The 14,058-nt window shown below is 34.1% G+C and carries 5 protein-coding genes and 1 rRNA gene (1 of these 6 only partly in view); 2 read left to right on the top strand and 4 right to left on the bottom strand.

Going from position 1 to position 14,058, the window contains the following annotated elements:
- Both AX016_RS07420 and AX016_RS07415 read right to left on the bottom strand, forming a co-directional pair.
- Window positions 1-1,200: ribosomal RNA gene (locus AX016_RS07420) — 16S ribosomal RNA — on the bottom strand; it reaches 320 nt to the left of the window's first position.
- A gap of 694 nt (window positions 1,201-1,894) precedes the next feature.
- Window positions 1,895-3,856, bottom strand: a complete 1,962-nt coding sequence (locus AX016_RS07415; RefSeq protein ID WP_100895011.1) for a putative porin — start codon at window positions 3,854-3,856, stop codon at window positions 1,895-1,897.
- A 283-nt stretch (window positions 3,857-4,139) separates the two neighbouring features.
- On the opposite strand from AX016_RS07415, the gene AX016_RS07410 reads away from it, so the two are divergent.
- On the top strand, window positions 4,140-8,411 hold the full coding sequence (locus tag AX016_RS07410) for a thrombospondin type 3 repeat-containing protein (protein WP_100895010.1): 4,272 nt from the start codon (window positions 4,140-4,142) through the stop codon (window positions 8,409-8,411).
- On the top strand, window positions 8,412-9,113 hold the full coding sequence (locus tag AX016_RS07405) for a hypothetical protein (protein WP_100895009.1): 702 nt from the start codon (window positions 8,412-8,414) through the stop codon (window positions 9,111-9,113).
- A 144-nt stretch (window positions 9,114-9,257) separates the two neighbouring features.
- Here AX016_RS07405 and AX016_RS07400 read toward each other — a convergent pair whose 3' ends face one another.
- Together AX016_RS07400 and AX016_RS07395 are read right to left on the bottom strand one after the other, a co-directional pair.
- Window positions 9,258-10,787, bottom strand: a complete 1,530-nt coding sequence (locus AX016_RS07400; RefSeq protein ID WP_198519414.1) for a RagB/SusD family nutrient uptake outer membrane protein — start codon at window positions 10,785-10,787, stop codon at window positions 9,258-9,260.
- 10 nt (window positions 10,788-10,797) lie between these two features.
- Window positions 10,798-13,986 carry a SusC/RagA family TonB-linked outer membrane protein gene (locus AX016_RS07395; RefSeq protein ID WP_100895007.1) on the bottom strand — a complete coding sequence of 1,063 codons (3,189 nt, stop codon included), beginning with the start codon at window positions 13,984-13,986 and terminating at the stop codon, window positions 10,798-10,800.
- Between the last annotated feature and the right edge of the window lie 72 nt (window positions 13,987-14,058).

The raw sequence follows: 14,058 nt of genomic DNA, 5'->3' as shown, positions 1-14,058 counted from the left end.
TAAGGGCCGTGATGATTTGACGTCATCCCCACCTTCCTCACGGTTTGCACCGGCAGTCTTGCTAGAGTCCCCACCATAATGTGCTGGTAACTAACAACAGGGGTTGCGCTCGTTATAGGACTTAACCTGACACCTCACGGCACGAGCTGACGACAACCATGCAGCACCTTGTAAATTGCCCGAAGGAAAGTCTATCTCTAAACCTGTCAATCTACATTTAAGCCCTGGTAAGGTTCCTCGCGTATCATCGAATTAAACCACATGCTCCACCGCTTGTGCGGGCCCCCGTCAATTCCTTTGAGTTTCATTCTTGCGAACGTACTCCCCAGGTGGGATACTTATCACTTTCGCTTGGCCGCGCAGTCCGAAAACCACACAGCTAGTATCCATCGTTTACGGCGTGGACTACCAGGGTATCTAATCCTGTTCGCTACCCACGCTTTCGTCCATCAGCGTCAATATATTGTTAGTGATCTGCCTTCGCAATCGGTATTCTATGTAATATCTATGCATTTCACCGCTACACTACATATTCTAACCACTTCACAATAATTCAAGACCATCAGTATCAAAGGCAATTCTACAGTTGAGCTGCAAACTTTCACCCCTGACTTAATGGCCCGCCTACGGACCCTTTAAACCCAATAATTCCGGATAACGCTCGGACCCTCCGTATTACCGCGGCTGCTGGCACGGAGTTAGCCGGTCCTTATTCTTACAGTACCGTCACCAGACTACACGTAGTCCTTATTCTTCCTGTATAAAAGCAGTTTACAATCCATAGGACCGTCTTCCTGCACGCGGCATGGCTGGATCAGAGTCTCCTCCATTGTCCAATATTCCTCACTGCTGCCTCCCGTAGGAGTCTGGTCCGTGTCTCAGTACCAGTGTGGGGGATCCCCCTCTCAGGGCCCCTAACCATCGTAGTCTTGGTAAGCCGTTACCTTACCAACAAACTAATGGTACGCATACTCATCTTACACCGTAATCTTTATTATTAAAATGATGCCATCTTAATAAACTATAAGGTATTAATCCAAATTTCTCTGGGCTATCCCTTAGTGTAAGGCAGATTGTATACGCGTTACGCACCCGTGCGCCGGTCGTCAGCAGAAGCAAGCTCCCCTGTTACCCCTCGACTTGCATGTGTTAAGCCTGCCGCTAGCGTTCATCCTGAGCCAGGATCAAACTCTTCATCGTTGTTTTGTAAATATTCTTAACAACCTAAAATCGTCTTCAACTAAACTCATTCTCTTTTTTAATTCAATAACACTACAAGTAGTATTATTTTGCTGTCTCTTCAATATGTCAAATGAACTTTTAATTCTTGTAGAAATACTAGACTCGAACTAGCTGATTCTCAAAACAAATCATTCCAAAATTTCTTATCGTTTTGCCCTCTCTGAAAGCGGTTGCAAATGTAAAACGTTTTTTTAAACTGACAAAATAAAAAATTAAATTATTTTACTGGTTATTTCCGCTTAACAACCTTGTCAAATTCGGACTGCAAAAGTAGTTCTTTTAATTGTTACCAAACAAGCTTTTTTTTAACTTATTTCTTAACCTTATTTTTAAACTAATTTTACGCTTTTCTCAATGAACTTTGCTAACTTTAATGACGTATGTTTTTCCGTTAGCGGGTGCAAATATAGGCAGCTTTTCTAACACCACAAGTCTTTTTTACATCTTTTTTAAAAGTATTTTTAAAACAAGCTTTACTGCGCTATTTTTCAGACGTTTAAAACCTATTCTTTTTTGATGCTTTTTTAAAAAATATCTGCCCACGAGTTTTAACCGCTCTTAAACTCTATTACTTTAACTATTGAATGGCGATTATCAACCTATAGAATTATTTGTATAATGGGTAATAAATGGGAGTTATTCTAATATTAGATTAAGAAAAGAAGTTCCACACCAACCCAAAACGTATAACAAAGTCACGATAAGGGTAATTTGGAGCCGAATAAAAATCGTAGCCCGTAAAGGACGAGTTAAAGTGTTCTGCCTTTAAATAGATTCTTGTTTGCTTTACTTTTCCATTTATAAAGAAGTCTAACATAGGATATGCACCTAACTTTTCTTGATCTTGAATGTAAAATTCCCCTAAAGCAGGATTGTAGGCATTCATATTATAAGCAGTAAAATACTTAAACGTAACTCCTGTTTGTAAAAACATTGCCCCCTTAAATACATCTTTAGAGAAATAAAGTGTGTTTCTGGTTACAAAGTCTGGCACATTTAAAACGGAATTGGACTGGGTTACATTTTGATACATTACTGTATTATCTAAAGCCCAACGACCAAATTTAAACTCTTTTCCATATTTTAATTTTAAATAACCAACAGATGCACTCTCTTGAAAAGGTTTAATATATGCATTTTCCCGACCAGCATCTATCTGTTCTTGTGTGGCCGTAGATTTAAAATAAGTATACTTATCTATATTGGTGTATTTTGCAGACAATGTACCATATGCCTTGGAACTATACTTAAAAGCCAAACTGTTTATATTTTGCTTATCAAAGTTTGAGGTATTTTGCCAGTTGTAGTTTTGGTAATTACTTTGGTAGAGCAGAAAATTAAAATCGGGCATTTTAGACTCGTTATGCAGGGTTGCGGTAAAACGATGTTTATCCTTATATATATAGGTAGCTTCTGCATTAATTAAACTACCTCCTAAATCACCAGAAATATTATACGCCGCATCTCCTTTTAAGTTAAACTCCCCTATTTGTTTACTATAAGCAGCTCCTAAAGAAACTTCTGTACCTTTTAATTGATTACTTATAGTACCCGTTGGGGTGATAAGCAGACTCTTAAAAAAATAATTGTAATTATAAAGACCTACATAACCTTTTAGTTTCCCCAGTAATCTATTAGAAAATGTTGCGTTTAACTGATTGTATGTGGTTTGTAAATGAGCCTTATCATTAGTTTCTTTTAGAAATGAATCTCCAAAATAATCGTACTGATCATCTTGATTAAATTTTGAAAATTTAGTTTCATAACTAAACTGGTGTCCTACTGCTATAGACGTAGCAATAGAACTGGTTGTTGAGTCTTCTGCTTTTTTAATCAACTTGTACTGATGATCTAAAAAATATCTTTTTCCTAAAACAACACTTTCCGCATCTATAAAAGCTACATCTAACCTATCTCTACTAGTAAATTCATCATCTCCAGTTTCAAATTGAGTTTCACCGTCTATTAGTCCTCCATTTTCTTGATACGTTGCATCTTGTGCCGCTATATGTGCTAACAATAAATATCTATTATTTTTAGAGGTATAATTAGATGTAAAGGTAAAATTACCTGAAGAAGCTTGATCATAATTGTACTTACCTAAAGACCTAAAGCCTTTGTAACCTAATGATATATTTAACTGAGGCGACATATTAAAAGTTAACATAGCGTCTAACAATTGACCTTGAGCCATTGTAGTTTTAAACATTAACTCTGTTAAAGGCGTAGGAACATTATAATATTTAATTTCATTAACACTCCAATAATTGGCATTTAATGCTGATGTACTCAAAGCAGGATACATAGATTCGTTATCAAAATCAAAACCTAACTCATTAGCTGGCTTACCAATGTTTGCAAATGGCATTAACTCAAACCCATCTTTTCTTAGGTAGTTGTATTTATACTCCTTTTGTATTGTAAGTGTTGTGTCTAAAAAAGTAGTATCCCTTTTAATTGTAAAAATTTTATACTCCTCTACACTAGGCTTTTCCTCTTCTCCCTCTTTTAAAACTTTACCAGGTTTTTTACCTAAATCTTTATTAGACAAAGTTGGATCTTGAGCAAAAACTACAGTTCCCCAAAGTAAAAATACAAGTATAATATATCTCATTTATAAAAAAATATAAGCAAAGGTAATTTTTTACATTTAATTATCTGTGAAAGTTTTGTTACGTTTTACTGACCAAAGAACAACTAACAAAAATATACTGATTATTAACAAGCGTTTTGTTTAGAGATTTACTCAATTTTAAGATTCTTTTAACGAATAAACACGTATTAGCTTGTAGACAGCACTATTAATTAGGATATTTAGCTTTTTATAGCATATTAAAATGTTAAAGAAAACTAAAATTGTTTACTCATATAAAATAACAAAGACCAAATAAATCAAAATGACAAAAAAACTATTCCTACTTTTTCTACTAAGTTTCTCCTTTGCTTTTGCTCAGTTTAATGAAGCAGCACCTTGGATGAAAAATTTAAAAAAAGGAAAAACAAGCACATCATTAAAAGGAAATAACTCTAATTTGTCTATTGACGATTTAAAAATTTCTTTTGACACTTACTGGGAAAGCAGAAACAAAAATGAAAAAGGTAGTGGATACAAACCTTTTATGAGGTGGCAAAACTACTGGAGCTATTACCAAAACTCTAATGGAACCTTACCTAATGCTAAAGAAATATACAACTCTTGGTTAGCTAAAAATAATACTGCAAACAAAGTAAACCCTACAAGTAGCTGGACAACAGTAGGGCCATCTACCAGCAATGTTTTTCCTGGTAGATTACCTGGAAATGGTAGAATAAACGCCATAACAGTAGACCCTAATAACGAAAACGTTTGGTACGCAGGAGCTCCTGCTGGTGGAATTTGGAAATCTACAAATGCTGGCACTAGCTGGACAAACCTTTTTTCTGACTTCTTGCAAATTGGTGTTTCTGGTATTGCTGTAGACCCTAACAACTCTAATATTATATATATTTCTACAGGTGATGATGATGCCAGAGACTCATACAGCATTGGTGTTTTTAAATCTACTGATGGTGGCACAACCTGGAACGAAACAGGCTTAAACCCAAGTACAACCCCTTCTGGAAATTCTTTTACTACAAATGAAATTACAATAGACCCTACAAATAGTAATATTGTTTGGGTTGGCTCTAGCAACGGACTTTACCAAACTACAGATGGTGGCACAACTTGGACCAATAAATTAGAAGAGAATATTACTGACTTTAAGCTTAAACCTGGAGAAAGCAATACTATTTATGCTGTTGATTTTAATAATTTTTACAAATCTACCGATGGCGGAAACACTTTTGCACAAGTAACCAGCAATTTACCTACTAGCTCTGGAAGACTAGTTTTAGGTGTTACACCTGCAAATGAGGGCCTTGTATATGTTTTAAGTGCCAATACTGATTATTCTTTTCAAGGATTTTACAAATCTACAGATAGCGGAACTGTATTTACAAAAACATCTAACACTGTAGATATTTTAGAATCTAAACAAGCTTGGTTTGATTTAGCTTTAGAAGTATCTCCTACAGATGAAAACACTTTATTTACAGGCTGTTTAAATATATGGAGAAGCACCAATGGAGGAAATAGTTTTAGCAGGCGAAATAATTGGAGTTCCAATAATAGCTCATATACGCATGCAGATATACATACCCTTAAAATGTTTGGAAGCAAACTTTTTTGTGGTAGTGATGGCGGACTATATGTATCTGAAAACAGTGCAACAACATTTACAGATGTAACAAACGGAATGTCTATAAGTCAGTTTTACAGAATATCTGTTGCTAAAGATGACTCGTCTAAAATGATTGGCGGATTACAAGATAATGGCGGCAATGTATTTAATAACAACCAATGGAATAATTACCATGGAGGTGATGGTATGGACAATGCTATTGACCCAAATAACAACAATTTAATATACGGTTTTACTCAATTTGGCGGATCTTTAAATATATCTTCTAACTCAGGAGAAAATATAGCGCAAATTGGACCTCCACAAACTACAACTAATGGAGAAACTAAAGATATTGAAGGAAATTGGATTACCCCAATTACAATTAACAGCAGAGGTGAAGTTTTTGCTGGCTTTGATGCAATTTATAAATTAGAAGGTACTAGTTGGGTAAAAGTAAGCACTTCGGCAGGCTTTGGTAAAATTGAAGATTTAGAAGCAGATCCTTTAAATCCGGATATTCTTTATGCTGTAAACAACAATGTTATTTATAAAAGTGATGACAATGGCATCAACTTCTCAAGTTACATAACTTTACCAGGTGCTATATCTGATTTAGCAATTAACAACTCAGACAGCTCTATACTTTACGCAACAACATCTAATAGAGTGGGTATAGAATTAGCTAGCCAACCATTTAATCGTGGTGTATACAAAATTACTAACGACGGCACAGATGCTACATCAGAGAATATTACTCTAAACCTACCAACAGACCAAGCTTATTTTAGTATTGCTCATCAAGGGTTACACCAAGACAATCCTATTTTTATTGGTACTAGTTTAGGTATATACAGGTTAGATGATACACTTACAGAATGGGAAGAATATGATACAAACCTACCCAACGTTGCAATTGGAGACATAGATATTAACAGCTTAGATAACATTATTACAGCGGCCACTTACGGAAGAGGTGTTTGGCAATCCCCTATACCAACAAAAGATCCTGAAAATGACGTTAGTTTAACTTCTATAACTCCAAATGTAAACGCTATTATTTGCGGAGACATTACACCAACAGCAACTATAAAAAACATTGGAACAAACACCATAACAGAGGTAACTTTTAGTTATGGGTTAAACAATACCGATAAAAATTTTATTTGGACGGGTACTTTAAATTTTGATGAATCTACAACTATAGACCTACCAAGTATTGCTTCTTCAGGTTTTGGCAAAACCTCATTACAGGTTACCGCCACAGTTACTGATGACACTTTTAATACAAACAATTCAAAAAATAAAACTATATATATTAATAAAGAAGGTAACGGAAGTATTTTAAACACATTTGATAGTAATGAGGAAGCTTTAATCAGTTTTAACGAGTCTAGCGATCTTTCATTATGGGAAAAAGGTACACCTACAGGAACGCTATTAAATACCGCTAGTTCTGGAACAGATGTATATGCAACAAATTTAGATGGCGAACATCCAAATAACACTAAAGCATTTTTAGTTAGTAACTGTTATAACATAGCTACAATAGCAAATCCAGTATTAAAGTTTAAAATGGCTTATGACCTAGAAGAAAACTGGGATATTGTTTATGTTGAATACTCTACAGACCAAGGTGAAGAGTGGAAAGTACTAGGTAATATCAATAGCCAGCCTAACTGGTACAATAGCGACAGAACAAATGCTTTATCTGGAGTTGCTGATGATTGTCAAAATTGTCCTGGTAAACAATGGACAGGTACTAATACTACTTTTACAGAATATAGTTACGATTTTAATGCTAATGCAGCTTTAGGAGAAGTTAATTTAAGTATTGAAGAAAATATAATTTTTAGAATTGTTTTTCATTCTGACCCAGGAGTTAGTCAAGAAGGTGTAGTTATTGATGATTTTATTTTAGACGGAGAAACAGATGACGATGACGATGACAACGATGGTATTTTAGATGTAGATGATAACTGTCCAACTATTGCAAATGCAGACCAGCTAGATACAGATGGTGATGGCATAGGTGATGTTTGCGATACTGATGATGATAATGATGGAATTCTAGATGTAGACGATAATTGTAATTTAATTGCAAATCCAGACCAGGCAGATGCAGACAATGATAATATTGGCGATGTTTGTGATAATGACAATGATAATGATGGCGTTATAGATAGTGTAGACCTTTGCCCTAATACACCAATAGATACAGTTGTAAATGTAAATGGATGTGAAGTATTTTCTTTACCATCTTCTAACTTTAGAATAAAAACAATTGCAGAAAGCTGTATATCTAGCAACAATGGATCTATTGATATTACTGCTGAAACACAACTTAATTATACAGCAACTATAACTGGGAACATAAATGAAACTAAATCTTTTACTAATGCAGCTTCTTTTAATAACCTATCACTAGGCACTTATACTGTTTGTATTACTGTTGAAGGGCAAACAGGATATGAAAATTGTTTTTCAGTTTCAATATTAGAACCAGAACCTTTAGGTGTTTCTACTGCAGTAAATTCTATATCAAATAAGGTAACTTTTAATTTAACTGGCGGCAGTGTTTATAACATCAATATTAACGATAAAACATACAGCACTACTAAAAGCAACATAACATTGCCTTTAGATAAAATAGAAAACAAAATTAGTATTAAGACTAACAAAGATTGCCAAGGTATATACGAAGAACGAATTATTTCTAGCTCAGATATATTTATTTACCCAAACCCTGTGTCTGGAGGTGATTTAACCATAGAGTTAAATAAACCAAATATTGAGCAAGTAGAAATTTCTTTATTTACAATTAGCGGCACTAAGGTTTATAAAAAAGATCATAAAACTAATAATGGCGCTATAAAATTTAGTGTAGATTCTCTTGCAAGAGGTATATATGTGTTAAATATAAAAACTGACCAAACAATACTTACTTATAAAATAATTAGAAAATAAATGAAAACAATATATAAAATTACTTGCATTAGCTCCTTACTTTTAGCCTCTTGTGGCGGCGGTAGTGATGATGGAGGCACAGAACCAGACCCAATTACAACACCTAAAGCAACCACTCTTGTTTTTCCTGAAAACAACACCGAGTGTAATGAAGGTGCTATTATAAGCGATACTCGTAGCTCTGTTGAATTTAGCTGGAGTGCTGCTGCCGATACAGATAGTTATGAAATTAACATTAAAAACCTAGCTACCGGTAATAGCTCGTCTAAAACAGTCACCACTACTTCTGATGCTATAACTATTGATAGAGGAACACCTTATGAATGGTTTATTGTATCTAAAGCTAATGGTACAACAGAAACAGCTACAAGTGCAACTTGGAAGTTTTATAACCAAGGAGTTGGAACGGAAAACTACGCTCCTTTTCCTGCTGATGTTATAAGCCCTAATAGAGGCGCAACTATTGCAACAACAACTACAGTATCTTTAAAATGGTCTGGTGAAGATGTAGATGATGATATAGTTGATTATGAAATATTATTTGGAACAAATAACACCCCAACTACCAGCATTGGAGTTACAACAGAAACAACTTTAGACGCAACAGTTACTGCTAATACAGTTTATTATTGGAAAGTAATAACAAAAGATAGTCAAGACAACACATCGTCCTCTGAAGTGTTTGAATTTAAAGTTGAATAACTAATTTTTAGTTTTTATAATGAAAAAGCTCTTAGATAAAAATCTAAGAGCTTTTTTTATTGACTAATTCAAATTAAAAGTCCTAATACAAAACAATATTTGGACTATTTTTTATTTAAAACAATTAACTATGCTTGTTTTAAATTATTGATTTTGATCTGCAGGAGTAATTGCATCATTTAAATTAATTTCAGTTTCTGGAATCTGAAAAGTAAACCTTGCATCCCCAGCAGGAATATTATAAAAAGATGCTGGGTTGTTAGGGTGTGTTGTTCCTTCAAAATCACGCACAAGACCTACATTCCATCTCTTCATATCTAACAAACCAAAACCTTCTCCCCATAATTCTATACGCCTGTGTAACCTAATTTCATCCATTAAACTAGAACCAGAATTTGTAGATAATGTATATTCTGGGTCTCTTGTAGAAATTAAATTAAATAATTCTTGAGCCGCACCAGAATCATCTCCCGCAGCTGCTTTAGCCTCTGCAATAATTAAGTACATTTCTGAAACTCTCATATAAACATAATCTGCTTCAAAAAAAGTATCATCATAAAATTTATAATTATAGATTTGACCCTCTTTTGGCTGATCTATTTGACCATTATCTGGACCAAACCAATTGCTACGAATATCTGTAGATGATACTGCATTGTACAACCTAACATCTACTGTTCTATGATGTCCTAATTGCCCCGTGTATCCTGGAGTTACACCACCAGCCGCTTTTTGTACAGGAGAATAAGATTGCATCTGCGAAAAGAAAGAAGCAAATAAAGATGATGTATCACCATTAATATCTGCACCCCATAACCATTCTGTATTAGAAATAAATTGAAAACCATCTAACAATTGATCTGCAGCTAAAGCTCCTTCAGACTTTGCAATTTCTGCAAACTGAACTGCCTTATTATAATCTTTAGATAACAAATAAAATCTTGCTAAATAACCTGCAGCAATATTCTGGTTAATAACTGTTTTATCTGGTCTAGAAAAGCCTTCTAACCCATCATAACCTTCTTTTAAATCTGTTTCAATTTGACCATAGACATCACCAACCGTTAATCTTCCAAAACCTGGTCCATTAATTAAATCAGCTGTTGGATCTATTATAGGTACACCAGCATCAGACAATGCAGGTTGCCCTTTTTGGTAAATTTGTATCAACTGTAAATATGCCAAACCTCTAACAACCTTAGATCTAGATAAAACATAAGATAAATCTTCTGTTAAAACAGACTCATCTAAACCACCAATTAATGTAATTGTTTGGTTAGCTCCTTTTATAATCTCGTAGTAATAGTCCCAGATTAAATTAGTTTCTGTACCAGACTCTTGTGTTCTACCAATGTACTTATACAAATCGTCATACCACCAACCGTTGTTAGAATCTATCATATCGTTAGACATAATATCCATCATAACATCAATAGATTTTTGACCGTAATCGTTATGATCACCTCCTGTACCAGCTACATCAAAAGTACGCATGTTATTTATTGTTCCTGCATCAAAAGAACTAGCTGTAGACAATAATGCCTCTGGAGATTCTTCTGCTAATTCAGATATAGTAGCATCTGTAACTATGTTTTCTAAATCAGACTCTAACTGATCTTTACTACAACTAACCATAACAGCTAAAACTGCAGTTATTAATACTATTTTTTTCATTTTAATACTTTTAAAAATTAACATTTAAACCTAATGAAAACGTCTTTAACGTTGCATACCTAACAGAGTTGTTACCACCAGTAACACTTGCTCTTGGATCAAAACCATCTCTACCAGAAGCTGTCCATAAGGCCAAGTTATTACCCAAACCATATATTCTAACTTTAGATAAACCTATTTTTTCTACAACATCATTAGGTAAAGTATAACCAATAGAAACATCGTTAAGGCTAATAAAATCTGATTTTTCTAAAAGTAAATCTGATGTATTATAATTTCTAGAACCATCTATAACTCTAGGTAAACTAGCCGTAGTATTATCATGCGTCCAAGTCTTATAAAAATCTCTACTAAGATTTTCTCCAATTCCGCCACCAAAAGCATCATTATAAATAGCGTCAAAAGCATACCCTCCAAACTGGTAAGAAAGCGCAAAGCTAAAATCTAAATTTTTATATGTAAGTGACGATGTAAAACCACCATTAACATCTGGCAAAGCAGATTTTCCTAAATTAGTTTCTGATGCTACTGAATAATCTTCAGTTTGGTTATTAATTATAGGCGTTGTACCATCTGCCTCAAACTCACTAGATGTATACCATATTGCGTTACCATTTGTAGGGTTTACGCCAACAAAATCTCTAATATAATAATCAAAAGCACTACTACCTTTTTCCCACCTGTACACTGTACCTGGATCTATAAAATCTCTTCCTGGAGCTAATTTTGTAATTTCATTTTTATAATGAGTAGCATTAAGATCTACAGTCCAATTTAAATTTTTGCTTCTAATTATATCATAAGCAATACTAGCCTCTACACCTACGTTTTGCATATCCATAACATTTTCTGGGATAGACGGTAAGCCAGATGAATTTGGTAATGGTCTATTAAAAATTAGATCTGTTATTTTACGTTGAAAATATTCTGATTCTATTCTTAGTCTATTATCAAACATATTTAACTCAAAACCAGCATTAAAGTTGGTAGATGTTTCCCATTTTAAATCTTTGTTACCTAAAACAGTTTTACTTAAGTTAAACTCTTCACCATCTGTAGTAACATCCCACTGATCTAAATAAGGAGCATAATTTCTAACAGCTGTATTATCTGGATAACCCACATAGTCATTACCCTGTTGACCTATACTAGACTTTAATTTTAACTCAGAAATCCAATCTACATTATCCATAAAAGATTCTTTAGATATTCTCCAAGCAACACCAGCACCCCAAAAGTTACCCCATCTGTTATCTTCAGAAAAAACAGAAGAGCCATCTCTACGGAAACTACCATTTATGTAGTATTTATTATCAAAATCATACAACATTCTAGCAAAAAAACCTTCTAACAAATATTCTGTTGGTCCGCCAGTTACATTACCAGCACCGTCATTTTCTGCAAAAAGACTAGCAGAAATATCATTAGAAATAAATTGATTTTTTTTATTAGCGTCTAAAAACTTAAAATTATAATCTGAGTTTTCATGTCCTAACAAAATATCCAAATGATGATCATCTGCAATTGTTTTTTTCCAACCTAATAGTTGCTGGTTTGTGTATGTTGTTCCTCTACCAAATTGCTCTGACAACCTACCATTGACATCTGAAGAAGCAGAACTACCAACAATTTTATTTGTATAATTAGTAGTATTATAAAAAGCTAAATCTAAACCAAAATTATACGTGAATGTAAAGTCTTTTAAAAATTTGATCTCTGCAAATGCTCTAGATGTTAAATTGTCTCTAACAGATTTGTTAACATTTAAAGTTTGTAATGCATGAGGATTAGAAAAACCATTAAATGGTCTTCCGGCTGTAGCATTAGGAGAAGTAACATCTGCCCAATCCCAAAGAGGATTTCCCTTGTCATCTAAAACTGTAGCACCTGTTGCATGATCTACTGCAAAAACAGGATATATAGGAGCAATATTTCTAACCCAAGCAAAATTACCTGTAATATTATTAGTTAAAGTACCTGTTTGCTCTCTGTTTGCATAATTTGCAGACATTCCCAATCTAATGTTGTCACTAACTTGAGAACTAAGGTTCATATTTAGTGTTAACCTTTTAAATCCTGTATTAACGTTATAACCAGTATTATCTTCATTACCTACCGAAAAGAAATAAGTTGCTTTTTCTGTTCCACCAGCTATACTTGCATATAAAGTTTGTATACCACTACCGTCATTAAATAAGTCATCTTCCCAATCTGATGTCCATAATTGATTGCCCGATCTTAATTTTCCAGTATTAGGATCTATAACCGTAGCTCTATCTCCACCAAAAGGGTTATACACTAAACCTTGAGGCCCATCAAATAAATTTGTAGAAGCATTAAGCCCTGCTGTAGCTACATCTGTACCATTCTCTACAATATCATTATTTTTTAACATTTTGTGGTACGCTTCTAAATACTCACCAGCATCATCAAAAACATCATAATCTTTGGTTGCTCTGCTAGTAAAACTAGTTCTAACGTCTAAAGTCACACTTACTTTACCCGCCTTACCTTTTTTAGTCGTTACAATAATAACACCGTTTGCACCTCTATTACCGTACAAAGCCGCAGCGGCAGCATCCTTTAAAAATGATATTGATTCTATATCATTAGGATTTAACGAAGTTATAGATTCGTTATACGGAACACCATCTACAACATATAAAGGAGCAGAAGATCCGTTTAAAGAACCAATACCTCTAAACCTTACGGTTGGAGCAGTACCAGGTTGTCCAGAATTTGAAAAAATTTGAACACCAGAAACCTTACCTGTTAAACCAGTTACTGCATTACCAGAAGCTACTTTTGCAATTTCTTCAGACTTAATTTCTGCAATTGACCCAGTAAGCGATTCCTTTTTTTGAACACCATAGGCGGTTACCACAACTTCCTCTAACGCTTCTGCATCTTCTTCCATTTGAAGATTAATTGTACTTGATACACCTACAGTTCTATCTGTGGTTTTTTGACCAATATAACTGTAACGCAAAACCTGACCTACTTTTGCACTTATGGTATAATTACCATCAAAGTCAGATTGTGTCCCAATTGCTGTACCTACTACTAGTACAGAAACCCCAGGTAAAGGTAAACCATCTTGGTCTGTTACATTACCTGTAATTGTTTTCTCTTGTGCATAAGAGAAGTTCATTAACATCACCAATAAGGGAGTTAAAATCCAAGTTACTTTTTTTCTCATTTAATTTAGTTTTGAGTTAGCTTTAACTAATTCCCAATCTTTTGTTAAGCAGATTATCTAAGATTAACATTT

Origin of the sequence: Cellulophaga sp. RHA19 (assembly GCF_002813425.1) — a bacterium.
Taxonomy (GTDB): Bacteria; Bacteroidota; Bacteroidia; order Flavobacteriales; family Flavobacteriaceae; genus Cellulophaga.
Note: the sequence above shows the minus strand (reverse complement) of the source record. Positions and strands in the feature narration are given on the sequence as shown.

What these genes read in the sequence shown, in the direction of transcription:
- AX016_RS07405 (WP_100895009.1), top strand. Translation starts at nt 8,412, where the DNA reads ATGAAAACAATATATAAAATTACTTGCATTAGCTCCTTACTTTTAGCC.
- AX016_RS07415 (WP_100895011.1), bottom strand. Translation starts at nt 3,856, where the DNA reads ATGAGATATATTATACTTGTATTTTTACTTTGGGGAACTGTAGTTTTT.
- AX016_RS07410 (WP_100895010.1), top strand. Translation starts at nt 4,140, where the DNA reads ATGACAAAAAAACTATTCCTACTTTTTCTACTAAGTTTCTCCTTTGCT.
- AX016_RS07395 (WP_100895007.1), bottom strand. Translation starts at nt 13,986, where the DNA reads ATGAGAAAAAAAGTAACTTGGATTTTAACTCCCTTATTGGTGATGTTA.
- AX016_RS07400 (WP_198519414.1), bottom strand. Translation starts at nt 10,787, where the DNA reads ATGAAAAAAATAGTATTAATAACTGCAGTTTTAGCTGTTATGGTTAGT.